25 protein-coding genes are annotated in these 25,053 nt (G+C 68.3%); 18 read left to right on the top strand and 7 right to left on the bottom strand.

All coding sequences use genetic code 11. The features are described 5' to 3' along the window. The coding region (locus AC27VN_RS06535) for an MFS transporter (RefSeq protein ID WP_490876031.1) at positions 1 to 430 on the top strand (430 nt) is incomplete at its 5' end. Between the two features lie 145 nt (positions 431 to 575). On the opposite strand, the gene AC27VN_RS06530 is transcribed toward AC27VN_RS06535, so the two are convergent. The 7 genes from AC27VN_RS06530 to AC27VN_RS06500 all read right to left on the bottom strand — a co-directional run bounded on the left by AC27VN_RS06530 (position 576) and on the right by AC27VN_RS06500 (position 7,898). Then, complete coding sequence (locus tag AC27VN_RS06530; RefSeq protein WP_296793726.1) at positions 576 to 2,012, bottom strand: aldehyde dehydrogenase family protein; 1,437 nt, start codon at positions 2,010 to 2,012, stop codon at positions 576 to 578. Positions 2,013 to 2,067: 55 nt separating this feature from the next. After that, a complete protein-coding gene (gene gudD / locus AC27VN_RS06525; RefSeq protein ID WP_490876030.1) occupies positions 2,068 to 3,414 on the bottom strand; it encodes a glucarate dehydratase in 1,347 nt (448 codons plus the stop codon). Positions 3,415 to 3,472: 58 nt separating this feature from the next. Next, on the bottom strand, positions 3,473 to 4,468 hold the full coding sequence (locus tag AC27VN_RS06520; protein ID WP_490876029.1) for a Bug family tripartite tricarboxylate transporter substrate binding protein: 996 nt from the start codon (positions 4,466 to 4,468) through the stop codon (positions 3,473 to 3,475). Positions 4,469 to 4,484: 16 nt separating this feature from the next. Continuing rightward, positions 4,485 to 4,940, bottom strand: a complete 456-nt coding sequence (locus tag AC27VN_RS06515) for a nuclear transport factor 2 family protein (protein WP_490876028.1) — start codon at positions 4,938 to 4,940, stop codon at positions 4,485 to 4,487. Between the two features lie 49 nt (positions 4,941 to 4,989). Continuing rightward, positions 4,990 to 5,901 carry a 5-dehydro-4-deoxyglucarate dehydratase gene (kdgD, locus tag AC27VN_RS06510; RefSeq protein ID WP_490876027.1) on the bottom strand — a complete coding sequence of 304 codons (912 nt, stop codon included), beginning with the start codon at positions 5,899 to 5,901 and terminating at the stop codon, positions 4,990 to 4,992. 55 nt (positions 5,902 to 5,956) lie between these two features. Next, on the bottom strand, positions 5,957 to 6,946 hold the full coding sequence (locus tag AC27VN_RS06505; RefSeq protein WP_490876026.1) for a Bug family tripartite tricarboxylate transporter substrate binding protein: 990 nt from the start codon (positions 6,944 to 6,946) through the stop codon (positions 5,957 to 5,959). A gap of 121 nt (positions 6,947 to 7,067) precedes the next feature. After that, positions 7,068 to 7,898 carry a FadR/GntR family transcriptional regulator gene (locus AC27VN_RS06500; RefSeq protein WP_490876025.1) on the bottom strand — a complete coding sequence of 277 codons (831 nt, stop codon included), beginning with the start codon at positions 7,896 to 7,898 and terminating at the stop codon, positions 7,068 to 7,070. Positions 7,899 to 8,012: 114 nt separating this feature from the next. On the opposite strand from AC27VN_RS06500, the gene AC27VN_RS06495 reads away from it, so the two are divergent. The 17 genes from AC27VN_RS06495 to AC27VN_RS06415 form a co-directional block, all read left to right on the top strand. After that, positions 8,013 to 8,759, top strand: coding sequence for an amino acid ABC transporter permease (locus tag AC27VN_RS06495; RefSeq protein ID WP_490876024.1), 747 nt, complete (start codon positions 8,013 to 8,015; stop codon positions 8,757 to 8,759). Positions 8,760 to 8,788: 29 nt separating this feature from the next. Further along, positions 8,789 to 9,412, top strand: coding sequence for an amino acid ABC transporter permease (locus AC27VN_RS06490; RefSeq protein WP_057594532.1), 624 nt, complete (start codon positions 8,789 to 8,791; stop codon positions 9,410 to 9,412). A gap of 19 nt (positions 9,413 to 9,431) precedes the next feature. Further along, entirely contained in the window at positions 9,432 to 10,211 is a 780-nt protein-coding gene (locus AC27VN_RS06485) for an amino acid ABC transporter ATP-binding protein (RefSeq protein WP_490876032.1), read from the top strand. Between the two features lie 57 nt (positions 10,212 to 10,268). Further along, complete coding sequence (locus AC27VN_RS06480) at positions 10,269 to 11,063, top strand: transporter substrate-binding domain-containing protein (RefSeq protein ID WP_296778275.1); 795 nt, start codon at positions 10,269 to 10,271, stop codon at positions 11,061 to 11,063. 164 nt (positions 11,064 to 11,227) lie between these two features. Further along, positions 11,228 to 12,034 (top strand): NAD-dependent epimerase/dehydratase family protein, encoded by an 807-nt coding sequence (locus AC27VN_RS06475; protein WP_490876023.1) that lies wholly within the window; start codon positions 11,228 to 11,230, stop codon positions 12,032 to 12,034. A 14-nt stretch (positions 12,035 to 12,048) separates the two neighbouring features. Further along, complete coding sequence (locus AC27VN_RS06470) at positions 12,049 to 12,939, top strand: SMP-30/gluconolactonase/LRE family protein (RefSeq protein ID WP_490876022.1); 891 nt, start codon at positions 12,049 to 12,051, stop codon at positions 12,937 to 12,939. 64 nt (positions 12,940 to 13,003) lie between these two features. Then, the gene (locus AC27VN_RS06465; RefSeq protein ID WP_209540988.1) at positions 13,004 to 13,981 is read left to right on the top strand and encodes a TRAP transporter substrate-binding protein; all 978 of its coding nucleotides are present in this window, start codon (positions 13,004 to 13,006) and stop codon (positions 13,979 to 13,981) included. 156 nt (positions 13,982 to 14,137) lie between these two features. Continuing rightward, positions 14,138 to 14,626 (top strand): TRAP transporter small permease, encoded by a 489-nt coding sequence (locus AC27VN_RS06460; RefSeq protein WP_490876021.1) that lies wholly within the window; start codon positions 14,138 to 14,140, stop codon positions 14,624 to 14,626. 9 nt (positions 14,627 to 14,635) lie between these two features. Further along, a complete protein-coding gene (locus tag AC27VN_RS06455) occupies positions 14,636 to 15,931 on the top strand; it encodes a TRAP transporter large permease (RefSeq protein WP_209541015.1) in 1,296 nt (431 codons plus the stop codon). Continuing rightward, positions 15,931 to 17,490 carry a galactarate dehydratase gene (gene garD / locus AC27VN_RS06450; RefSeq protein WP_490876020.1) on the top strand — a complete coding sequence of 520 codons (1,560 nt, stop codon included), beginning with the start codon at positions 15,931 to 15,933 and terminating at the stop codon, positions 17,488 to 17,490. Before AC27VN_RS06455 ends, garD begins: the two co-directional genes overlap by 1 nt. 85 nt (positions 17,491 to 17,575) lie before the next feature. Continuing rightward, positions 17,576 to 19,594, top strand: a complete 2,019-nt coding sequence (locus tag AC27VN_RS06445) for a lipocalin/fatty-acid binding family protein (RefSeq protein ID WP_490876019.1) — start codon at positions 17,576 to 17,578, stop codon at positions 19,592 to 19,594. A 58-nt stretch (positions 19,595 to 19,652) separates the two neighbouring features. After that, complete coding sequence (locus AC27VN_RS06440; RefSeq protein ID WP_490876018.1) at positions 19,653 to 20,414, top strand: SDR family NAD(P)-dependent oxidoreductase; 762 nt, start codon at positions 19,653 to 19,655, stop codon at positions 20,412 to 20,414. Between the two features lie 69 nt (positions 20,415 to 20,483). Continuing rightward, positions 20,484 to 21,464 carry a Bug family tripartite tricarboxylate transporter substrate binding protein gene (locus AC27VN_RS06435; protein ID WP_490876017.1) on the top strand — a complete coding sequence of 327 codons (981 nt, stop codon included), beginning with the start codon at positions 20,484 to 20,486 and terminating at the stop codon, positions 21,462 to 21,464. Beyond that, positions 21,461 to 22,546: a lactonase family protein gene (locus tag AC27VN_RS06430; RefSeq protein WP_490876016.1), complete on the top strand. Its 1,086-nt coding sequence runs from the start codon at positions 21,461 to 21,463 to the stop codon at positions 22,544 to 22,546. The genes AC27VN_RS06435 and AC27VN_RS06430 overlap by 4 nt, the downstream gene beginning before the upstream one ends. Before the next feature lie 41 nt (positions 22,547 to 22,587). Further along, positions 22,588 to 23,577 carry a Bug family tripartite tricarboxylate transporter substrate binding protein gene (locus AC27VN_RS06425; protein ID WP_296778304.1) on the top strand — a complete coding sequence of 330 codons (990 nt, stop codon included), beginning with the start codon at positions 22,588 to 22,590 and terminating at the stop codon, positions 23,575 to 23,577. 144 nt (positions 23,578 to 23,721) lie between these two features. Further along, on the top strand, positions 23,722 to 24,573 hold the full coding sequence (gene asd, locus AC27VN_RS06420) for an archaetidylserine decarboxylase (RefSeq protein ID WP_490876015.1): 852 nt from the start codon (positions 23,722 to 23,724) through the stop codon (positions 24,571 to 24,573). Between the two features lie 195 nt (positions 24,574 to 24,768). Further along, positions 24,769 to 25,053 (top strand): winged helix-turn-helix transcriptional regulator (locus tag AC27VN_RS06415; RefSeq protein WP_490876014.1); only part of this gene is annotated, 285 nt, incomplete at its 3' end.

Below are 25,053 nucleotides of genomic sequence, written 5' to 3'. Positions count from 1 at the left end.
GCTGAGCGCGCTGGCCTGCCTCGCGAACGTGGGCGGCAACCTCGCGGCCGGCCTGCTGCTGGCGCGCGGCACGCCGCGCTGGCGGCTGGTGGCGATCGCGACCGCCATCATGGGCATCGCCGCGCTCGGCATCTTCCTGCCGCTGCTGGCGGCGCTGCCGACCTTCGTGCTGTGCCTGCTGTTCTCGGGCGCCGGCGGGCTGCTGCCCGCGACCCTGCTGGCCTCGGCCGAACGGGCCGCGCCGGAGTCGCGGCTCGCTCCGCTCACGGTCGGCCTGCTGATGACCGGCAACAACGTCGGCCAGATGATCGGCCCGGTGCTGGTCGGCGGCGCGGTGGAGGCGCTGGGCTGGCCGGCCGCCGCCGCGATCGTGGCGCTCGCGAGCGTGGCGGGGCTGTGGGTGGCGATGGGGTTGCGGGGGGTGCGCTGAAAACGGGATCGGACAGCCGAACGCAGAAGGAAGTCAAAAGAAACGCAGAAGTCGCAGAGAAAACCCTTTTTGGTTTTCCTTCTGCGACTTCTGCGTAACCTTCGCGACCTCTGCGTTCGGCTGCCCGATCCCGCCTTCGACGGCCTCAAGCCAGCGTGTAGGCCGTCTTCACCGTGGTGAAGAACTCCTGCGCATAGCGCCCCTGCTCGCGCGGGCCGTAGCTCGAACCCTTGCGCCCGCCGAAGGGCACGTGGTAGTCCACGCCCGCGGTCGGCAGGTTCACCATCACCATGCCGGCCTGGCTGTGGCGCTTGAAGTGCGTGGCGTACTTCAGCGACGTGGTCGCGATGCCCGCCGACAGGCCGAACTCGGTGTCGTTGGCCGTGGCCAGCGCCTCCTCGTAGTTCTTCACGCGGATCACGCTCGCCACCGGGCCGAAGATCTCTTCCTTGTTGATGCGCATCGCCGCGGCCGATTCGCTGAACAGCGCGGGCGACATGTAGTAGCCGTCGGTGTCGAGCTTCAGGCGTTCGCCGCCAGCGGCCAGCACCGCGCCCTCGGCCTTGCCGATGTCGACGTACTCCAGGTCCTGCTCGAGCTGCGACTTCGAGGACACCGGACCCACGTCGGTGCCCTGCGCGAGCGCGTCGCCGACCTTGATCTTGGCCATGCGTTCCTTCATCGCCGCGATGAACTTCGGGTAGATGCCTTCGGTGACGATCAGCCGGCTCGAGGCCGTGCAGCGCTGGCCGGTCGAATAGAAGGCGCTCTGCGTGCTCAGCTCCACCGCCTGCGCGAGGTCGGCATCGTCGAGCACCACCTGCGGGTTCTTGCCGCCCATCTCGAGCTGCACCTTCTTGCCGTTCTTCACGCACTGCACCGCGATGTTGCGGCCCACGCCCACCGAGCCGGTGAAGCTGATCGCGTGGAGGCCCGGGTGGTTGACCAGCGCATCGCCGATCACGCTGCCGCGGCCCATCACGAGGTTGAACACGCCGGCCGGAATGCCCGAGCGGCTGATGATCTCGGCCAGCGCCCAGGCGCAGCCCGGCACCAGATCGGCGGGCTTGAGCACCACGCAGTTGCCGAAGGCCAGCGCGGGCGCGATCTTCCAGGCGGGAATGGCGATCGGGAAGTTCCACGGCGTGATCAGGCCGACCACGCCCACGGGCTCGCGCGTGATCTCCACGCCGATGTTGGGCCGCACCGAGGGCAGCAGCTCGCCCGACAGGCGCAGGCACTCGCCCGCGAAGAACTTGAAGATCTGGCCGGCGCGCGTGGCCTCGCCGATGCCTTCGGCCTTGGTCTTGCCTTCCTCGCGCGCGAGCAGCGTGCCGAGTTCCTCCTTGCGCGCGAGGATCTCGTTGCCGATCTTGTCGAGCGCGTCGGAGCGTGCCTGCACGCTGCCCGTGGCCCAGGCCGGGAAGGCGGCGGTGGCGGCGGCCACGGCCGCTTCGACATGGCTCGCGTCGCCTTGCGTGTAGTGGCCCAGCACGTCGCCGAGGTTGCTGGGGTTGACGTTGGGGCTGTAGCTCGCGCCGGCGCGCCATTCGCCGCCGATCAGGTTGTCGTGGTTCTGCATGGAATGCATCCTTGTTGCTGCGTAAAGAACGGAATGAGGGGTGAGGCCGGCGGTCTCAGCGGACCATGCAGGGCCGTTTGTTGTCGAAGCGCCAGTTGGGGATCAGGTACTGCATCGCCTGCGCATCATCGCGCGCGCCCAGGCCATGCTTCAAGTAGAGCGCGTGAGCTTTTTTGACTTCGTCCATGTCGAGCTCGACGCCGAGGCCGCCGCGCGTGGGCACCTTCACGAAACCACCCTCGATGCGCAGCGGCGCCTTCGTCAGGCGCTGGCCGTCCTGCCAGATCCAGTGCGTGTCGATGGCCGTGACCTTGCCCGGCGCCGCGGCCGCCACATGCGTGAACATGGCCAGCGAGACGTCGAAGTGGTTGTTCGAATGCGAGCCCCAGGTCAGGCCCCAGGCCTGGCACAGCTGGGCCACGCGCACCGAACCGGCCAGGGTCCAGAAGTGCGGGTCGGCCAGCGGGATGTCGACCGACTGCAGCGACAGGCTGTGGACCATCTCGCGCCAGTCGGTGGCGACCATGTTGGTGGCCGTGGGCAGGCCGGTGGCACGGCGGAACTCGGCCATCACCTCGCGGCCCGAGAACACGCCCTCGGCACCGCACGGGTCCTCGGCATAGGCCATCACGCCATGCAGGTCGCGGCACAGCCGCACCGCGTCGGCCAGCAGCCAGCCGCCGTTGGGATCGAGCGTGACGCGCGCCTGCGGAAAGCGCTCGTGCAGCGCGCGGATCGCCTCGACCTCCTCCTCGCCGCGCAGCACGCCGCCCTTGAGCTTGAAGTCGGTGAAGCCGTAGCGAGCGTGCGTGGCCTCGGCCAGGCGCACGATGGCCTCGGGCGTCATGGCCTCCTCGTGGCGCAGGCGGAACCAGTCGTTGTCGGCGCCGGGGTCGCTGTCGTAGGGCAGGTCGGTCTTCGCGCGGTCGCCCACGTAGAACAGGTAGCCGAGCATCTGCACCGCGTCGCGCTGCTGGCCCTCGCCGAGCAGCGCCGCCACCGGCACCTCGAGGAACTGGCCCAGCAGGTCGAGCAGCGCGGCCTCGACGGCCGTGACCGCATGGATGGTCACGCGCAGGTCGAAGGTCTGCAGGCCGCGCCCGCCGCTGTCGCGCGCGGCGAACTCGCGGCGCATGGCGTTGAGCACGGCGTTGTGGTTGCCGATGGGCTGGCCCACGACCAGCGCGCGCGCGTCCTCGAGCGTCTGGCGGATCTTCTCGCCGCCGGGCACCTCGCCCACGCCGGTGCGCCCGGCGCTGTCGGTGAGGATCAGCAGGTTGCGCGTGAAGAAGGGACCGTGCGCGCCGCTGAGGTTCATCAGCATGCTGTCGCGGCCCGCGACCGGGATCACCTGCATCTCGGTGATGACGGGGGTGGAGGAACGGGAGTCCGGGAGCGTCATGGCTTTGGCGTCGGTTCTGAAGGCTGCGGGCCCGCGGGGCCCTTGTCAATCGGCGTGATCAATCGGCGGTGATGTGCCGGGTGTCGATCAGGGTCTTCCAGCGCGTCCATTCGCGCGCCTGGAAGGCGGTGAATTCCTCGGGCGTGCTCGCGACGATCTCGAGGCCCTGCTCGAGCATGCGCTTCTTCGTCTCGGGATCCTGCATCGCGGCCACCACGGCATCGGCCAGCTTCTTCTTCGTGGCCGGCGGCAGTCCGCGCGGCGCGGCCACGCCCTGCCACGAATAGACCTCGGCGCCCTTCACGCCGGCCTCGGCCAGCGTGGGCACATCGGGCAACACGGGCGAGCGCTTGTCGCCCGTGACGGCGATGGCGCGCAGCTTGCCGGCGCGGATGTGCGGCAGCACGGCATTGACGTTCTGGAACGAGAAGTCGACCTGGTTGCCGAGCAGGTCGTTGACCGCCGGCGCGCCGCCCTTGTAGGGCACGTGAACGCCCTCGGTCTTCGTCTGCTGCCAGAACAGCTCGGCCGACAGGTGATCGGAGGAGCCGTTGCCCGAGCTCGCGAACGAGACCTTGCCCGGCGTCTTGCGCAGCAGCGCGAGCACCTCGTCGACCGTCTTCTCGGGCCGCGCGACATTGGCCACCAGCACGTTGGGCGCCTGCACCGGCACGCTGATGTAGTCGAAGTCCTTGGTCGCGTCGTAGGGCACGCTCTTCTGCAGGTGCGGCGTGACCACGAAGGCGCCGAGCGAGGACACCAGCAGGGTGTAGCCGTCGGGCGCGGCGCGCTTGACGAAGCCGGTGCCGATGGTGCCGGTGGCACCGGGCCGGTTGTCGACCACGAAGCTGCCGCCGAGCTTCGTCTGCAGCTGCAGCGCCAGCGCGCGCGCCACCATGTCGGTGGAGCCGCCCGCGGGGAACGGCACGATGACGGTCACGGGCTTCTGCAGCGGCCAGTCACCCTGTGCGGACGTGGCCATCGGCAGCCAGGCCGCACCGGCCAGGCCGACCAGGCCGACCAGGCCGGCCGCGAGCAATGCTCTGCGCTTCATGCGTGCCGTCCGCAAATCAGGAAGCGCGCACGGCCTGGCGCGCGAGCAGCTTCCAGTCGCCGCCCTGCTTCTGCCACACGCCGAGGATCTTCAGCGCCACCTTGCCGGGCTTGCCCGAGTCGTTGGTGTCGGCGGCCAGCGCATGGCGCACGATGGCGGTGCGGGCATCGACCACCTTCACGGTCTGCTCGGTGATGGTGATGGTGACGAAGTCGGACTTGCCGTCGAGCAGGTCGGCGATGAAGCTTTCCTTGGTGTCGACCTTGCCGCCCGAGTGGCCGTAGCTGAGCTCGTCGGCCACCAGCGCCGCCAGCGCGGGGCGGGTCGGGTCGACCATCGCGATGCGCAGCCGCTCGGCGGCCGCGGCCACGTCGGCCGCATCGGAGGCGCTGCCGCCGCCCGTGGGCATGACGTTGGCGCAGCCCGAGAACAGCGCCGCGGCGGCGGCAACGAGGAACAGTTTCTTCAGCATATCGTCATCTCCGGTGTTGTGTATGTTTCTTGTTCGACAGCCGCGCCGCTTACTGCGGGCCCAGCTTCTCGATCAGCGCGGCGAGCTGCGCGACCTCGTCGGGCTTGAGGTCGGTCAGCGGCGCGCGCACCGGGCCGGCGTCGTGGCCGACGATCTTGGCGCCGGCCTTGACGATGCTCACCGCGTAGCCCGGCACGCGGTTGCGCAGCTCGAGGTAGGGCATGAAGAAGTCCTTCAGCAGGCGGTGCTGGGTCGGCAGGTCGTCGTTGGCGACGGCGTTGTAGAAGTCCATCGCGGTCTTCGGGATGAAGTTGAAGACGGCCGACGAATACACCGGCGTGCCCATGGCCTTGTAGGCCGCGGCATAGACCTCGGCCGTGGGCAGGCCGCCCAGGTAGGCGAAGCGGTCGCCCATCTTCTGGTAGATCGCGACCATCGCCTCGATGTCGCCCACGCCGTCCTTGAAGCCCACCAGGTTCGGGTTGCGTTCGGCCAGGCGCGCCAGCGTGTCGGGCTTGAGGCGGCTGGTGGCGCGGTTGTAGACGATCACGCCGAACTTCACGCTCTTGCACACGGCTTCGACGTGCGCGGCGATGCCGTCCTGGCCGGCTTCGGTCAGGTAGTGCGGCAGCAGCAGGATGCCGTGCGCGCCGGCCTTCTCGGCCGCCTGCGCGCACTGGATCGCGAAGCGCGTGGGACCGCCGGCGCCCGCGATGATCGGCACCTTGCCGCGGCAGGTGTCGACGGCGGTCTGGATGATGCCGGGGTACTCCTCGCCGGTCAGCGAGAAGAACTCGCCCGTGCCGCCGGCCGCGAACAGCGCGCTGGCGCCGTAGGGCGCGAGCCATTCGAGGCGCTCGATGTAGCCCTTCCTGTCGAAGTCGCCGTTGGCATCGAAGTCGGTCAGCGGGAACGAGAGCAGGCCGGAGCCCATGATGTTTTTGAGTTCTTGCGGGTTCATCGAAGAAAACGTCCAGTGAAAGAAATGAAGAAAGGGTTGGAAGCGGCGAGCGCGTTCAGTCGAGCTTGATGCTGGCGTCGGCCACCACCTTGGCCCAGCGCGCGCGTTCCTTGTCGAAGAAGCGCTCCTCCTCGGCCGGGGTCATGGTCACCACCTCGGCGCCCTGCCCCGCGAGGCGCGAGCGGATGTCGGCCGTGCGGATGACGGCGATCAGTTCCTTGTTGAGGCGCTGCACGATGGCCTCGGGCGTGCCGCGCGCGACGCGCACGCCCTGCCAGGTGCCCGATTCGTAGCCGGGCACGCCCTGCTCGGCGATGGTCGGCACGTCGCCGATCAGCGGCATCCGCGTGGCCTTGGACACGCCCAGCACCTTGAGGCGGCCGCCCTGCACCTGCGGCAGGGTGGCGAGCATGCCGTTCATCAGCACCTGGGTCTGGCCCGAGACGGTGTCCTGCACCGCCTGCACGCCGCCCTTGTAGGGCACGTAGGTCCACTTGGCGCCGCTGGCGCGCTCGAGCGCCACGCCGGCCAGGTGCGGCGCGCTGCCGGTGGCGGTCACGGCGAAATTGAGTTCGGAGGTCTTCGACAGCGCGATCAGTTCCTTGAGGTTATTGGCCTTCACCGACGGATGCACCACCAGCAGGTGCGGCGAATAGGCCAGCATGGTCACGCCACGCAGGTCCTTCGACGGATCGAAGGACAGCCTGGTGTAGACCGAGGGGCTGATCGCCAGCGCGCCCACGTCGCACAAGAGCAGCGTGTAGCCGTCGGGCGCGGACTTGGCGACGAAGTCGGCGCCCAGGTTGCCGTTGGCGCCGGGTTTGTTCTCGACGATCACCGGCTGCTTCAGCGCTTCCGACAAGGGCTGGCTGATGGCGCGCGCGATGATGTCCGACGAACCGCCGGGCGGGTACGGCACCACGATGCGCAACGGCTTCGCGGGCCAGCCGGCGGTGCCGGCTTGCGCCAGGGCGAACCCCGGCAGGCTTGCGGCCAACGTCGTGGCCAGTGCGGCGCTGAGCGCGCCGCGGCGTTTGATGGTCATCCTCTGCCTCCAGTTGTCTCGATGGTCGATGCCTCGCTCGTTGGTCGTGCGAGTTATCAGTCATCGTACAACTAGAAAAACAAGTTGTCCAGCATCACGAACCCCAAAAGGGGTTCATGGACTAGTTATCGGAGGACTTGGCCGCTTCGGCCTTCTTCTGCGCGGCTTCCTGCGCCATGCGCAGCCGTTCGCGGCTGTTGGTCAGGTGGATGCGCATCGCGGCGCGGGCCGACTCGGGGTCGCGCCGCGCGATCGCCGCATAGATCTCTTCATGCTCGCGGTTGACGCGGCTGAGGTAGGCCCCGCCCTCCTGGTGGCGGATCGCGCTGATGCGGGTGCGCGGGATGATGGTCGTGCCCAGGTGCCGCATGATGTCGGCGAAATAGGGGTTGCCGGTCGACTGGGCGATCTGCAGGTGGAAGCGGAAGTCGGGCGCCACGGTGTCGCCCGATACCGTCACGTTGTGCTCGAAATCGTCGAGCGCCTGGCGCATCGCGACCAGCTGCTCCTCGGTGCGGCGGCTCGCCGCCAGCCCCGCCGATTCGGTCTCGAGGCTGATGCGCAGCTCGAGCACGGCCAGCACGTCGACCGAGGTCGCGATCTCGCCCGGCTCGAGCCGGAACACCCCGCCCGGGCGCGGCTGCAGCACGAAGGTGCCGACGCCATGCAGGGTCTCCACCAGCCCGCCGGCCTGCAGCTTCGACAGCGCCTCGCGCACCACGGTGCGGCTCACGCCATAGGCCTGCATGATGGCCGACTCGGTCGGCAGCTTGTCGCCCGGCCGCAGCACCTGGCTGCGAATCTTCTCGCCCAGGTCTTCCACCAGCCCGTGCGCCAGTCCGCGCGCGCGCTGGCGCGGCCGCCCCACGAAGGCGCTGCCGCCCTTCGAGGCGGAGGCGCCGGCTTCCGGCGCATCGGAAACCAAGGGATTACCCGCAGTCGTCTGGTCCATACCCACGATCATAATCTCCCATCAGTTGTACGACAACAGATAACCTATCACTCAAAACCTGCCAGATCGCCGCCTTCGCACCTCTGCGGGTGTTCTCGTCGAAGCGGCATTCACATGAAGTATTCGCTCGATTTCTCTCCGCTGGCATCGTACTGGCCCGTGTTCGTCAACGGGGCATGGCTGACCCTGAAGATGACCGCGCTGGCCGTCGTGATCGGCGTCTGCGTGGGCACGCTGGTGGCTTTCGCCAAGCGCAGCCGCATCCGGCCCCTGTCGCGCGCCTGCTCGATCTACATCGAGGTGGTGCGCAACACGCCGTTCCTGGTCCAGATCTTCCTGCTGTATTTCGGCCTCGCAAGCTTCGGCCTGCGCATGCCGACCTTCGCGGCCGCGGTGCTGGCGATGGTGATCAACATCGCGGCCTACGCGGCCGAGATCATCCGCGCCGGCCTCGAGTCGGTGCCGCGCGGGCAGATCGAGGCGGCCGAGTGCCTGGGCCTGTCGAAGTGGCGCATCGGCTGGCACGTGATGCTGCAGCCCTCGATCGAGAAGGTCTACCCCGCCCTCACGAGCCAGTTCCTGCTGATGATGCAGGCCTCGGCGATGGCCTCGCAGATCTCGGCCGAGGAGCTCACGGCGATCGCCAACACCGTGCAGTCCGACACCTTCCGCTCGCTCGAGACCTACATCGTGGTCGCTGCCCTCTACCTGGTGCTGTCGCTGTTCATCAAGCTCGTGACCTGGGCGCTCGGCGAATACATGTTCCGCCGCCGCCGCGTGGTGCGCCGCGCGGCCGCGCAGGCCGGCAAGGTGCAGCCGGGCGCAGCGGCCGCCGTTGCGATCCATGGGGGTGCGGCGTGAGCATCGGCCACTTCACCTTCACGCATTTGATGTACCTGGTGCAGTCCATCGGCTGGACCCTGGTGCTCTCGGCCATCGCCTTCGCGCTCGGCGCCATCGGCGGCTTCGGCCTGATGCTCGCGCGCATCTCGCCGCGGCCCTGGCTGCGCTGGCTCGCGCTGGTCTACATCGAATGCATCCAGGGCATCCCGCTGCTGATCCTGCTGTTCATCGTCTACTTCGGCCTCTCGGTCTACGGCCTCGCGCTGCCCTCGCTGATCGCGGCCGGCATCGCGATGATGATCTACGTCAGCGCCTACCTCGGCGACATCTGGCGCGGCTGCGTCGAGGCCATGCCCAAGCCGCAGTGGGAAGCCTCCGAATGCCTGGCCTTCACGCGCTGGCAGACCTTGCGCCTGGTGATCATCCCGCAGGCGGTGCGCCTGTCGCTGCCGCCCACGGTCGGCTTCCTGGTGCAGATCATCAAGATGACCTCGCTGGCCTCGGTGATCGGCTTCGTCGAGCTCACGCGCGCCGGCCAGATCATCAACAACACCATCTTCCAGCCCTTCCTGGTCTTCCTCCTGGTCGGCGCTTTCTATTTCGCCCTGTGTTATCCGCTGTCGCGCTGGAGCGAAGCGATGGAGAAGAAGCTCAATGTCGCCAATCGTTGAATCCCTGCGCACCCCCTACATGGACGCCAGCGTCGGCACGGCCGGCGGCGGTGCCGCGCAGGTCCCGGGCTCCTCGCCCATCGTGCGCCTGGACCAGGTCTACAAGAGCTTCGGCGCGAACCAGGTGCTCAAGGGCGTCTCGTTCGAGGTCGCCAAGGGCGAGATGATCGCCATCATCGGCGCCAGCGGCTCGGGCAAGAGCACGGCGTTGCGCTGCATCGACCGCCTCGAGGTGATCGACCGCGGCAGCATCGAGGTCTGCGGCATCCGCGTCGACGATCCCGCGGTCGACCTCAAGCGCCTGCGGCTCGAGGTCGGCATCGTGTTCCAGAGCTACAACCTGTTCCCCCACCTCACGGTGCAGGAGAACATCATGCTGGCGCTGCGCCACGTGAAGAAGCTCTCGCGCGGCGAGGCCGCCGAGGTGGCGATCGGCGTGCTCGACCAGGTGGGCCTCAAGCAGAAGGCCGACGCCTATCCCGAGCAGCTCTCGGGCGGCCAGCAGCAGCGCGTGGCGATCGCGCGCTCGCTCGCGATGTCGCCCAAGGTCATGCTGTTCGACGAGGTGACCTCGGCGCTCGACCCCCAGCTCACCGGCGAGGTGCTGCGCGTGATGGAGGACCTCGCGGCCGGCGGCATGACCATGCTGCTGGTGACGCACGAGATGGCCTTCGCCAAGCGCGTGGCCGACCGGATCATCTACATGCACCAGGGCACCGTGTGGGAAACCGGCCCCGGCGAGATGCTCGACGCGCCCCGCACGCCGGAGCTGCATGCCTTCCTGAACAACGGGCTGTAAACAGGCAGCCCGGGTCTTTCTCTTTACTCCCATACCAAACCACACCAGGAGATATTCATGAAACTCGGCAAAGCCTTCACCCGCAGCTGCATCGCGCTGGCCCTCGTGGCCGGCGTGGCACAGGCCGCCATGGCCGACCAGCTCGACGACATCAAGAAGGCCGGCAAGATCCGCGTCGCGATCGCCATGGGCACGCCGCTGTTCAGCTTCGCCGACGCCAACCTGCAGCCCACCGGTTCCGACGTCGACACCGCCACGCAACTGGCCAAGGACCTGGGCGTGAAGCTCGAGATCGTCTCGGTCACCAACGCCGCGCGCGTGCCCACGCTGCAGGCGCAGCGCGCCGACATCGTGGTGGCCGACCTGTCGATCACGCCCGAGCGCGAGAAGGTGGTCGACTTCTCGACGCCCTATGCCGTCATCAGCATCATCGTGGGCGGCCCCAAGAGCATCAAGGTCACGGACTACGCCGACCTCAACGGCAAGCGCATCGGGCTGACGCGCGCCACCGTCAACGACACGCTGACCACGCAACAGGCCAAGGGCGCCGAGATCGTGCGCTACGAGGACGACGCGACGCTGATCACCTCGATGGTCACGGGCCAGATCGACCTGTTCTCGAGCACGCCCTCGAACCTCAGCGAGATGATCAAGCAGGCCCCGGCCAAGAACCTCGAACTGAAGTTCTCGCAGAAGGACTTCGACCTGGGCATCGCGCTCAACAAGGAGCAGCCCAAGCTCAAGGAGTGGATCAACAACTGGGTCGTGACGAACCAGAAGAACGGCAAGCTCAACGCGATCTACAAGAAGTACCACGGTCGCGACCTGCCTGAACGCATCACCAAACTGTGACCTCCCCCAGGCTTCGCGCACTTCGTGTCGCTTCGCCAACCCCCTCGCCGGGGGCAACACCAGCGGCCCGGCAAAGCCGGTTCCGCGGTGTTTCCCGAACAGAGGGCCATGGGACGCACGTCACGGCCTGAAGCCTCGATGGACCAATTGGACGACAAGGAACAATGGACAAGAAACTCAACAGGCTGCTGTTGACCGGCGCCGCCGGCGGCCTCGGCAAGGTGCTGCGCGAACGGCTCAAGCCCTATGCGGACGTGCTGCGCGTGTCCGACATCGCGGCGCTCGCGCCGGCCGCCGACGCGAGCGAGGAAGTGGTGCCCTGCGACCTCGCGGACAAGGCCGCGGTGCATGCGCTGGTCGAGGGCTGCGATGCCATCGTCCACCTGGGCGGCGTCTCGGTCGAGCGGCCGTTCGAGGAGATCCTCGAGGCCAACATCAAGGGCATCTTCAACGTCTACGAGGCCGCGCGCCGCCACGGCGTGAAGCGCGTGGTGTTCGCGAGCTCGAACCACGTGATCGGCTTCTACCGGCAGGACGAGCACATCGACGCCCATGCCGCGCGCCGGCCCGACGGCTACTACGGCCTGTCGAAGTCCTTCGGCGAGGACATGGCGCAGTTCTACTTCGACCGCTGGGGCATCGAGACCGTGAGCATCCGCATCGGCTCCTCGTTCCCCGAGCCGGCGAACCGCCGCATGATGAGCACCTGGCTCAGCTACCGCGACCTCACCACGCTGATCGAGAAGTCGCTGTTCACGCCCGACGTGAAGCACACGGTGGTCTACGGCATGTCGGCCAACCGCGACGTGTGGTGGGACAACAGCGCGGCCACGCACCTGGGCTTCGTGCCGCAGGACGGCTCCGAGGTGTTCCGCGACAAGATCGAGCAGCAGCCGCCGGTGGCCCCCACCGATCCCAACGCGATCTACCAGGGCGGCGCCTTCACGGCGCAGGGCCCGTTCGGCGATTGAGCGGCACGCCCAGCATGCAGGCCGAACTCGTTCTCGACGCGCGCAACGGCACCGGCGAAAGCCCGGTCTGGCAGGCGGCCGAGCAGGCGCTCTACTGGGTCGACATCCCGGCGCGCGCGCTGCACCGCTGGCATGCCATCGAGGGCCATGCCAGCTGGACCGCGCCCGAGATGATCGCCTGCATCGCGCCGCGCGCCGACCGGCCCGGCAGCTGGATCGCGGGCCTGGAGAGCGGCCTTTTCTCGCTCGAACTACGCGCCGACGGCACGCTGGCCGCCACGTCGGTCGCGCCGGTCGAGCACGCGGCTCCCGCGATGCGCTTCAACGACGGCCGCTGCGACCGCCAGGGCCGTTTCTGGGCCGGCACCATGCTGCTGGACATGGCCGCCGGCGCGCGCGTCGGCCGCCTCTACAGCCATGGCCAGGGCGATGCGAGTGCCGCCCTGCGCCTCGACGACCTGATCGTGCCCAACGGCCTGGCCTGGAGCCCCGACGGCCGCACGATGTATCTCTCCGATTCGCACCCGAGCGTGCAGGCCGTCTGGGCCTTCGACTACGACACCGCCAGCGGCACGCCGTCGAACCGCCGCCTGTTCGTCGACATGAAGCCCCTGCCCGGCCGCCCCGACGGGGCCGCGATGGATGCCGAGGGCTGCTACTGGATCTGCGGCAACGATGCCGGCCTGGTCCACCGATTCACGCCCGGGGGACGGCTCGACCGCTCGCTCGCGGTGCCGGTGAAGAAGCCCGCGATGTGCGCCTTCGGCGGCGCGGGCCTCGACACCCTGTTCGTCACCTCGATCCGGCCGGGCAACACCGACCTGTCGGACCAGCCGCTGGCCGGCGGGGTGTTCGCGCTGCGGCCGGGCGTCACGGGATTTCCCGAGCCGATGTACGGCACTTGATTGGCTACTTGAGTCTTTGCGCTTTCATTTTCACGACAACCAACGATCAGAGGACGAGACAGACATGAAACTCCAGAAGACACTCATCGCACTTGCAGTCGGCGCCGCGGCCATGCTGACCACCCTGGCCGCCAGCGCCACCGAGTTCCGCTCGGCCGACATCCATCCCGACGACTACCCCACCGTCACCGCCGTCAAGTTCATGAGCGAGCGCCTCAAGGCGCTGTCGGGCGGCAAGCACAGCATCAAGGTCTTCAACAACAGCGCGCTCGGCAGCGAGAAGGACACCATCGAGCAGACCAAGATCGGCGCGCTGCAGATGGTGCGCGTGAACATCGCACCGATGAACAACATCTGCGCCGAGACGCAGGTGCCCACCATGCCCTTCCTGTTCCGCTCGGTCGACCATCTGCACAAGGTGCTCGACGGCCCGATCGGCGAGGAGATCCTCAAGTCCTGCGAGAAGCAGGGCTTCGTCGGCCTGGCCTACTACGACAGCGGCGCGCGCTCGATGTTCACGGCCAAGAAGCCGGTGCGCAGCTTCGCCGACATGAAGGGCCTGAAGGTGCGCGTGCAGCAGTCGGACCTGTGGGTCTCGATGCTCGAAGCGATGGGTGCCAACGCCACGCCGATGCCCATGGGCGAGGTCTACACCGGCCTGAAGACCGGCCTGATCGACGCCGCCGAGAACAACTACCCCACCTACGAAAGCGCGCGCGCCTTCGAGGTGGCCAAGTACTACAGCAAGACCGAGCACTCGATGGCGCCCGAGATGCTGCTGTTCTCCAAGCGCGTGTGGGACAAGCTCTCGGCCGAGGAGCAGGGCTGGATCCGCCAGGCCGCCAAGGAGTCGGTGCCCTACATGCGCAAGCAGTGGGAAGAGCGCGAGGTGAAGTCGCTGGCCACCGTGAAGGCTGGCGGCGCCGAGATCATCGAGGTCGACAAGGCCCCGTTCCAGGCCGCGATGAAGCCGGTCTACGACAAGTTCATCACCGACGCGAAGCTCAAGGACCTCGTGAAGCGCGTGCAGGACACGAAGTAACCGGACCGGTTTGCTGAATTGGCTCCTTCCCCCGCCGGGGGAAGGCAGGGATGGGGGCATCGGCGCATCCATCGCCGCGCGCTTGCCGCCGCCCGGCGCACCCACCCCAACCCTCCCCCACAGGGGGAGGGAGGACGACAGAAGGCTTCACATCGTATGTACACCAAACTCTGCCGCACGCTCGCGCGTGCCTGCATGTGGCTGGGCATCCTCGGACTCGTCGCGGTGATCTGCGCGGTGAGCTGGCAGGTGTTCGGCCGCTACGTGCTCAACAACACGCCGACCTGGGCCGAGAGCCTGGCGCTGCTGCTGGTGCTCTACGTCACCATGCTCGGCGTGGCCGTGGGCGTGCGCGACGCCGGCCACATCGGCCTCGAATCCTTCCTCGTGCTCGCGCCCGACTGGCTGCGGCTGAAGATGGAATACCTGATCCACGCGCTGATCCTGGTCTTCGGCGCCGCCATGGCCTGGAACTGCGCCGAGCTGGCCACCTCGGTCTGGGACTACCGGCTGCCCACGCTGTGGATCTCCGAAGGCTGGAAGTACGTTCCCGCCACCGTCTCGGGCGTGCTGATCGTCCTGTTTTCCATCGAACACCTCATCGCGCTCGCACAGGGCCGCGAAGTCGAACCCGCCTGGGGATAAGCCGCCATCATGACGATCCCGCTCCTCATCCTCTGCCTCTCGTTCACGCTGTTCCTGCTGCTCGGCGTGCCGGTGGCGTTCTCCATCGGCCTGTCCGCGCTCGCCACCCTGCTCTACGAAGGCCTGCCGCTGGCGGTCGGCTTCCAGCAGATGACCTCGGGCATGGGCATCTTCTCGTTCCTCGCGATCCCCTTCTTCATCTTCGCGGGCGAGCTCATGCTGTACGGCGGCATCGCCGACCGCATCGTCAACTTCGCGCGCGCCCTGGTGGGCCACGTGCGCGGCGGCCTCGGCATGTCGAACGTGGTGGCCTGCACGCTGTTCGGCGGCGTCTCGGGCTCGCCCGTGGCCGACGTCTCGGCCATGGGCGCCGTGATGATCCCGATGATGAAGAAGGAGGGCTACCACGCCGACTACGCGGTCAACGTGACGACCCACGCGGCCCTGGTCGGCGCGCTGATGCCCACCAGCCACAACCTGATCATCTATTCGCTGGCCGCGGGCGGCAAGGTGTCGATCGCGGCGCTGATCCTCGCGGCGCTGCTGCCGGCCGCGGTGCTCACCATCAGCAACCTCGCGGCCGCCTACCTGGTGGCGGTGAAGCGCGGCTATCCCGCAGGCACCTTCCCGGGCTGGGACATCGTCTGGCGCTCGCTCGCCGCGGCGCTGCCGGGCCTGTTCATCGTGGTGCTGATCCTCGGCGGCATTCTCTCGGGCGTGTTCACCGCGACCGAATCGGCCGCCGTGGCGGTGCTCTATGCGCTGGCGCTCACGATCTTCGTCTACCGCACGCTGAAGTGGGAGCACTTCATCAAGGCGGCCTCGAAGGCGGTGCGCACCACCGGCGTGATCCTGCTGCTGATCGGCATCTCGAGCACCTTCGGCTACCTGATCAGCCTCTACGGCGTGGCCGAGCTCACGGGCCAGATGCTGTCGCAGGTCACGACCACGCCGTGGATGATCTTCCTGCTGATCAACATCATCCTGTTCGTGCTCGGCACCTTCCTCGACATGGCGGCCACCATCCTGCTGTGCACGCCGATCTTCCTGCCGATCGCGCAGCACTACGGCATGAGCTCGGTGCAGTTCGGCGTGGTGATGCTGATCAACTGCGCGCTCGGCCTCAACACCCCGCCCGTAGGCACCACCCAGTTCGTGGGCTGCGCCATCGGCGGCGTGTCGGTGGGCCAGGTGATGCGCACCATCTGGCCGTTCTACGGCGCGCTGATCTTCGCGCTCGGCGTCGTGACCTTCGTGCCGGCCTTCTCGACCTGGCTGCCGAGCCTGTTCATGGTCGTGCGCTGATGACCGAGCCCGTGCGTCCGCCGCTGTACATCCGCATCCACCCGGCGGACAACGTCGCCATCGTCGCCAACGACGGCGGCCTGAAGGCCGGCGCGGTGTTCGCCGACGGCCTCGCGCTGGTGGACAACGTGCCGCAGGGCCACAAGGTGGCGCTGGCCGACCTCGCCGAGGGCGAGGCGATCCGGCGCTACGACGTGGTGATCGGCTATGCGCAGAAGGCGCTGCCGCGCGGCAGCTGGGTGCACGAGCGCGTGATGCGCATGCCGACCGCGCCCGAGCTCGACGGCCTGCCGATCGCCACCGTCAAGCCGCCGCCGATGGCGCCGCTCGAGGGCTTCAGCTTCGAGGGCTACCGCAATGCCGACGGTTCGGTGGGCACGCGCAACATCCTCGCGATCACGCAGACGGTGCAGTGCGTGGCCGGCGTCACCGAGTTCGCGCTGCAGCGCATCAAGCGCGAGCTGCTGCCCAAATACCCGAACGTCGACGACGTGGTCGCGCTCGAGCACGGCTACGGCTGCGGCGTGGCGATCGACGCGCCCGACGCGATCGTGCCGATCCGCACCCTGCGCAACATCAGCCTCAATCCGAACTTCGGCGGCGAGGTGATGGTGGTGAGCCTGGGCTGCGAGAAGCTGCAGCCCGAGCGCCTGCTGCCGCCCGGCAGCATCCCGATCGCCGACGGCCGCGATGCCGATCTCGACGTGGTCTGCCTGCAGGACGACGAGCACGTGGGCTTCATGTCGATGATCGATTCGGTCATGCGGCAGGCCGAGCAGCACCTCGCGCGGCTGAACGCGCGCCGGCGCGAGACCGTGCCCGCGAGCGAGCTGGTGGTGGGCGTGCAGTGCGGCGGCAGCGACGCCTTCTCGGGCGTCACCGCCAACCCGGCCGTGGGCTTCTGCACCGACCTGCTGGTGCGCGCGGGCGCCACCGTGATGTTCTCGGAGACCACCGAGGTGCGCGACGGCATCGACCAGCTCACCGCGCGCGCCAGCACGCCCGCGGTGGCCGAGGCCATGATCCGCGAGATGGCCTGGTACGACGACTACCTGAGCAAGGGCCGCGTCGACCGCAGCGCCAACACCACGCCCGGCAACAAGAAGGGCGGCCTGTCGAACATCGTCGAGAAGGCGATGGGCTCGATCGTGAAGTCGGGCTCGGCGCCGATCTCGGGCGTGCTCGCGCCCGGCGAGAAGGCCACGCACAAGGGCCTGATCTACACCGCCACGCCGGCCAGCGACTTCATCTGCGGCACCTTGCAGCTCGCGGCCGGCATCAACCTGCACGTGTTCACCACGGGCCGCGGCACGCCCTACGGGCTGGCCGAGGTACCGGTCATCAAGGTCGCCACGCGCAGCGACCTCGCGCGCCGCTGGCACGACCTGATGGACGTGAACGCGGGCCGCATCGCCGATGGCGACGCCACGATCGAGGAGGTGGGCTGGGAGCTGTTCCGCCTGATGCTCGACGTCGCCAGCGGCCGGAAGAAAACCTGGGCCGAGCACTGGCAGCTGCACAACGCGCTGGTGCTCTTCAACCCGGCTCCCGTGACCTGAAAAAAAAGAGGCAGGCGCGGGTATTCCGGACGACCCGGCAAAGGGGGCCGGGCGTCCTTCTTTCAACCGAGAGAGGAGACCGAGGATGCAAAGAACCCGTTTGGTGGCGAGCATGATCGCAGGCGCCGCCCTGCTGGCCGCGTGTGGCGGCGGCGGTGGTGGTGGCGCGAGCTTCGTGCCGCTGCCGCCCGCGGCGAACAACCCGCCGCCCGAAACACCCGTGCCGCCCGAGGTGCAGGCAGCCCAGCCGAAGCTGTCGAACACGCCGATGGACGAGATCGTGAGCAGCCATCTGCTGCCCACCATCGAGCGGCTGTTCGCGCAAGTGCGCACGCAGAAGCTCGACACCGTGCTGCTGGGGCAGAAGGTGTTCGCGCCCGGCAGCAAGGACAAGTTCCTGCCCGGCAAGGTGGCGATCGGCTTTTCCTACATCCTGCTGAACACGCCCAGCTCCGACCCCAAGTACCGCGAGTACATCGACGGCTACCGCGAGATCGCCGACGCGACCATCGACGTGACCAACGACAGCTGGGGCATCTACTACTACATGTCGGCGCTGTGGAAGCTCAAGAAGGCCGGGCTGCTCGAGGGCGGCGGCGCCGCGATCTCGCCGGCCACGCTCGACAAGCTCAAGACCAAACTCAACTGGACCGCCTTCGTCAACCCGGCCGACTATTCGCTGATCGGGCTGCCGACCAACTACTACGGGGTGGCCTTCAGCATCGCGCGCCTGCGCCACCTCATGGGCTGGGAAGGCCCCGAGGCCAGCGAGGCGCTGCTGCAGAAGATGATCAACCACTACAAGACCTTCTCGGCCTTCGGCTTCTCCGACGAGACCGACGGCAGCGGGCGCTTCGACCGCTACAGCGTGCTGCTGATCGGCGAGATCATGCAGCGGCTGATCGAGACCGGCATGACGGTGTCGGCCGAGGACGAGGCCTCGCTCAAGGGCTGGCTGCGCCAGTCGGTGGACGTGATCAAGGTGCGGCTGAATCCGGCCGGCAACGGCGTGGACTACGGCCGCAGCCTCGCGGGCTATGCCGACACGGCCTTCGCCGAAGTGCTGTCGGCGGCCGAGCACATGAACGTGCTGAACGAGGAGGAGAAGCAGATCGCCTATGCCTTCGCCACGCGCGTCACGGCCAAGTACGTGGAGTTCTGGTACGACGCCGAGCTCGGCTCGCTCAACATGTGGCAGAAGGGCCGGCGCGTCGACAGCTACCGCGGCATCGACCGCGTGCTCGGCGAGAACCTGAGCCTGTCGCACCAGCTGATCTACACCAACAACCTCTGGAAGTCGGCGGGCTACGCGCAGAAGGCGCCGGTGTCGACGCAGACCTTCCTGGCCTACCTCGACAAGCAGCCGCGCGCCACGCTCACGAAGTTCGCGGGCTTCGACGGCGGAGCTTCGACCTACGACCGCGGCCTGGTGACCTACCGCGACGGCCTGCGCGTGATCAGCCTGCCGGTGGTCAACGGTGCGAAGACCTACCACCACACCAACCCCTACTTCGCGATCCCCCACTCCTACAACATGCTCTCGGGCGTGGCCGACACGCAGTGGCCGCAGCTGCAGCCGCGCTTCACCGTGGCGAGCGGTTCGCAGCCGCTGATCCCCGCGGCCTACCAGAAGAACCTGAAGATCGCCGAGGCCGGCCAGGTGCTCACCGTGAGCTACGACCAGGATGCGATGGACCGCGCCACCTCGGGCAACGACCCGATCAAGGACACGCGCATCACCTCGCGCACGCGCTACACCTTCGAGCCCGGCCGGATCACGCGCGTCGACACCTACACGCCCGCGGCCGCGCTCGACATCGCGAAGCTCGAGCTCGAGTTCGGCAGCTACTCCGACGGTGCCAGCGCGCTCGGCGGCAACCGCTTCGCCTTCGCGAACGGCGACGTGCAGGGCTTCGAGGTCGAGGGCCTGCAGGACTGCGCAGCGGTCGATGTGCGCGAGAACGTGGACTACAACACGCCGACCGGCGCGCTGAAGACCAGCATCCGCTGCAGCACGCCGGCCTTCAGCCTGGCCGCGCCGCTCACGATCAAGTGGGTGCTCGAGTACCGCTCGCCGAGCGTGGCGGGCATCGCCCCCAAGTGACCCACCGCCCGGCCGCCGCGAGACGGCCGGGCTTTTTTCTCCAACGACGACAAGCCCCATGGAAGACCTCAGGAACAAGACCGCCCTCGTGACCGGCGCCAGCACCGGCATCGGTGCCGCGGTGGCCATCGCCTTCGCCGCGCGCGGCATGCGCGTGGCGGTGCACTACAACAGCTCGGCCGACGCCGCGAACCAGGTGGTCGAGACCATCCGCGCCGCCGGCGGCAGCGCCTTCGCGGTGCAGGCCGACGTGCGCGACACGGCCGCGATCCGCGACTGCGTGCAGCGCACCGCCGGCGAGTTCGGCCGCATCGACGTGCTGGTGAACAACGCCGGCAGCCTGGTCAAGCGGGTGCCGATCGCCGAGTTCGACGACGCGCTGTTCGACGAGGTGCTGCATGTCAACGCGCGCTCGGTGCTCGCCTTCTGCCGCGAGACGGTGCCGCTGATGCGCCAGCAGGGCGGCGGCAACATCATCAACGTGACCTCGGTCGCGGCGCGCACCGGCGGCGGCCCCGCCGCCTACCTCTACGCGGGCGCCAAGGGCTTCGTGAGCACGGCCACCCACGGGCTGGCCAAGGAACTGGTGGGCGACCGCATCCGCGTCAACGCGGTGGCGCCGGGCGTGATCCAGACGCCGTTCCAGGACCGCTTCTCGACGCCCGCGATGCTCGAGAACTTCAGGGCCGGCATCCCGATGGGCCGCCTCGGCGAACCCGAGGAGTGCGTGGGCGCCTTTCTCTTCCTCGCCTCCGAACAGCTCTCGGGCTATGTCACGGGGCAGGTCATCGAGGTGAACGGCGGGCAGTACATGCCCTGAGTTTCTTGAGCGACGGCGCCCTCTCAGGGCGCGCATGGATTTCGATCGACAACAACCACTGGAGACAGCATGAACAGAAACGACTTCCTCCGCGGCCTCGCCGCCTTCTCGGCGACGGCCGCGCTCTCGCTGGGCCTGGCCGCCACGGCCTCGGCGCAGGCCAGCGACTATCCGAACCGCACCATCGAGCTGCTGGTGCCCTACCAGCCAGGCGGCGGCACCGACGGCCTGGCGCGCGCCTTCGCGGACGCGAGCCGCAAGCACATCTCGCAGCCGATCGTGATCGTCAACCGCCCTGGCGCGGGCGGCGCCATCGGCTGGACCGAGGTGATCAATTCCAAGCCCGACGGCTACAAGCTCGCGGTGCTCACGGTCGAGCTGCTCACGCTGCCGCACCTGGGCCTGGCGAAGTTCAACTACGACGACTTCCAGCCGATCGCGCAGCTCAATGCCGACCCGGCCGCGATCACGGTGAAGGCCGACTCGCCCTGGAACACGATCGAGGACTTCCTCGCGGCCGCGAAGAAGGACCCGGGCAAGGTGAACGTCGGCAACTCGGGCAACGGCTCGATCTGGCACCTGGCGGCGGCCGCGCTCGAGGACAAGACCGGCACCAAGTTCGGCCACATCCCGTTCCAGGGCGCGGCGCCCGCGGTGCTCGCGCTGCTCGGCGGCCACATCGACGCCGTGGCCGTGAGCCCGGCCGAGGTGACGACCCACGTGCAGGGCGGCAAGCTCAAGGTGCTGATGGTGATGGCCGACCAGCGCGTGAAGGGCTTCGAGAAGGTGCCGACCGCGAAGGAGCGCGGCATCGACCTGACGATCGGCACCTGGCGCGGTCTGGGCGCGCCGAAGAACACGCCGCCCGAGGTGATGACGCGGCTGCGCGAGATCACGGCCAAGACCGCGGCCGAGCCGCTGATGCACGAGGTGATGGACAAGCAGAACCTCGGCTACGTCTACACCGACGGCGCGGCCTTCAAGGAGACGCTGGCCAAGGACAACGCCTATTTCAAGGCGTTGATCACCAAGCTCAACATCAAACCATGAGCTCAGCCACGCATCGCGCGCGGCGCGTCGCCGCGGCCGCGCTGCTGTCGGCGGCCGCGTGGCAGGCCCAGGCCGCGACCTGGGTCTACGTGGCGAACGCCGACAGCCAGGAGATCTCGGTGCTCGCGCTCGACCGCGACAAGGGCACGCTGGCGCCGGTGCAGACGCTCGCCGTCGGCGGCACGGTGATGCCGATGGCGGTGAGCCACGACAAGCGCCTGCTCTACGCGGCGCTGCGCTCGCAGCCGTTCCGCGTGGCCACGCTGGCGATCGACGCCGCCACCGGCCGGCTGCAGAAGCTCGGCGAGGCGCCGCTGGCCGACAGCATGGCCAACATCGACCTCGACGCCAGCGGCCGCTGGCTGTTCGCGGCCTCCTACCAGGGCGGCAAGATCTCGGTCAACGCGATCGGCAAGGACGGCACGGTGGGCGCGATCCAGCAGCTGGTGCAGACCGCGCCGAACGCGCACGCGATCCATGCGGACGCCAACAACCGCTTCGTGCTCGCGACCAGCCTGGGCGGCGACAACCTCTCGGCCTGGCGCTTCGATGCCGAGAGGGGCCTGCTCTCGCCGAACGATCCGCCGCTCACGCGCACCGCGGCGCAGGCCGGGCCGCGCCACTTCGTCTGGGACAAGGGGCAGCGCCACCTGTACCTGCTCGACGAGCTCGACGCGGCGCTGCACGTGTACGCCTGGGATGCCGAGCGCGGCACGCTGAAGCTCGAACAGAGCACGACCACGCTGCCCGCGGGTTTCGCGGGCAAGCCTTGGGCCGCCGACCTGCACCTCACGCCCGACGGCCGCCATCTCTACGCCTCGGAGCGCACCTCGAGCACGCTGTCGGCGTTCCGGGTCGACGCGGCGAGCGGCCGGCTGCAGCCGCTGGGCCAGACGCCGACCGAGAAGACGCCGCGCGGCTTCGCGATCGACTCGAGCGGGCGCTACCTGATCGCGGCCGGACAGGACTCGCACGGCCTGACCTTGCACACCATCGATCCCGCGACCGGCGCGCTCGGCACCGCGCAACGCCTCGCGGTGGGCAAGAACCCGAACTGGATCGAGATCGTCGATCTGCCCTGACCTTCGCCACAACTTCGCCACAACCATAAGGAGACATCGCCATGCAACGCCGCACCCTCATTCGCAGCGCCTTCGCCACGCCGCTGCTCGCCGCCCTGCCCCACGCCTTCGCCCAGGGCAACTGGCCGACGGGCAAGGCCATCACCTACCTCGTGCCCTTCCCGGCCGGCGGCACCACCGACGTGCTGGGCCGGCTGATCGGACAGAAGCTCGGGCCGGTGCTCAACACCAGCGTCATCATCGACAACAAGGGCGGCGCCGGCGGCAGCGTGGGCTCGGAGATCGGCGCGCGCGCCGCGCCCGATGGCTACACGCTGGTGGGCGGCACAATCAGCTCGCACGCGATCAACGTGAGCCTCTATCCGAAGCTGGGCTACGACCCGCAGAAGTCCTTCGCGCCGGTCACGCTGATCGGCACCAACCCGGTGGTGCTGGTGGTGAACCAGGCGAGCCCGCACAAGACGCTCAAGGACGTGCTCGAAGCGAGCAAGGCCAAGGCGGGCGGGCTCTCGTCGGCCTCGGCGGGCACCGGCACCTCGCAGCACCTGGCGCTGGAACTGCTGGCCTACAAGTCGGGCGTGAAGTTCACGCACATCCCCTACAAGGGCAGCGGCCCGGCGATCCAGGACGTGATCGGCGGCCAGGTCGACATGATGTTCGACACCACGGTGGTGGCCGGCCCGCACATCCAGAGCGGCAAGCTGCGCGCGATCGCCGTCACCTCGGCGAAGCGGCTGGCCTCGATGCCCGACGTGCCGACGGTGGCCGAGTCGGGCATCGCGGGGCTGCAGGACTTCGAGGTGGTGTCGTGGCAGGCGATCTTCGTGCCCGCGGGCACGCCCGCGCCGGTGGTGCAGCGGCTGCACACGGAGATCCGCACCATCCTCGCGACCCCGGAGATGCAGGACAAGCTCAAGGGCTTCGGCATGGAGCCCACCGACCTGGGCACGGCGCAGATCGCGGCCTTCCAGAAGGCCGAGGTCGAGAAATGGGCGCAGGTGATCAAGGCGGCGGGGATCAAGGCCGAGTAGCAAGCAGAAAAACGGCCATCGGCCGCGCGGCCGGGAAATTCCGCGCAATTCGCCCCCGCGAAATCCCGAGGGAAGTTTCCTACGCCCCGGGCCGGGCCCGCTTTATAGAATGCCCCTCCCATCCAAGAACCAGAAGCTCCGCACGTGTCTGATCGCTCCGCCGTCCTGCCCCAATACCTGTTCCCCAAGCAGGCACTGACCAATTTCGCCGGCTGGGTCGCGGGCAAGGAGCGGGGAGCGGTCACCACCTGGATCATCCGGCGCTTCGTCGACAAATACGGCGTCGACATGAACGAGGCGCTCGAGCCCGATATCGCGCACTACAAGAGCTTCAACCAGTTCTTCACGCGCGAGCTCAAGCCCGGCGTGCGCCCGCTCGCCGACGCCGACCTGATCTGTCCCGTCGATGGTGCGATCAGCCAGTTCGGTGCGATCGAGGGCGACCAGATCTTCCAGGCCAAGGGCCACAACTACAGCACCACGGCCCTCGTCGGCGGCGACGCGGCGCTCGCGGCGCAGTTCGCCCACGGCAGTTTCGCCACGCTGTACCTGAGCCCGCGCGACTACCACCGCATCCACATGCCCTGCGACGGGCGGCTGCTGCGCATGATCCACGTGCCGGGCGAGCTGTTCTCGGTCAACCCGACCACCGCGCGCGGCGTGCCGGGGCTGTTCGCGCGCAACGAGCGCGTGGTCTGCGTCTTCGAATCGGCCCACGGCCCCTTCGTGCTGGTGCTGGTGGGCGCCACCATCGTCGGCAGCATGGCGACCGTGTGGCACGGCGTGGTCAATCCGCCGCGCAGGGGCGAGCTGCGCGAATGGCGCTACGACGACCGTCGGATCGAACTGCGCAAGGGCGAGGAGATGGGCCGTTTCTTGCTGGGTTCGACCGTCGTCATGCTATTCCCCGCGCCCGCCGTGGCGTTCAATTCCGAATGGGCGCCCACGCGCCCCATCCGGCTGGGCGAAGCCATGGCGAATTTTTCAAAGATGTGACGCTTTGTCTCTGGAGCCGCATGCAGCGTACGCCTACAGCTATAAAACTAGTAGCATCGTAATCATTTGAGCTATAGTCCCCGGCCGGAGGGAAGGCCGGACAGCGGTCCGCCAACCATCAAAAAAGAGCGAGGCCGAGGCACTGCCCACCAGCCGGCCTCCCGCGCAGCACAGATCGCAGAGGAGATGATGACGATGAGTTCCAAGGAAAACGCAGCCATCAGCCAGTTGCTCGCGCTGCTCGAAGCCCGCTATGCGCTGCGTGTGCTCTGGGCCCTGCGCGATGGCCATGCCCAGACCTTCCGGCTGCTGCAGGACAGCGTCGGCGGCATCACTCCCAACACCCTCAACACCCGGATCAAGGAACTGCGCGAAGCCGGCGTGGTGAGCCACGGCGGCGACGGCTACAGCCTCACGCTCAGCGGCCAGGACCTGCTCAAGCGGCTGTCCGACCTGCAGGCCTTCGCGAGCAAGTGGCAG

Source organism: Variovorax sp. 20P10.2.4 (assembly GCF_058244205.1).
This window is presented reverse-complemented; position numbering and strand designations above follow the sequence as displayed.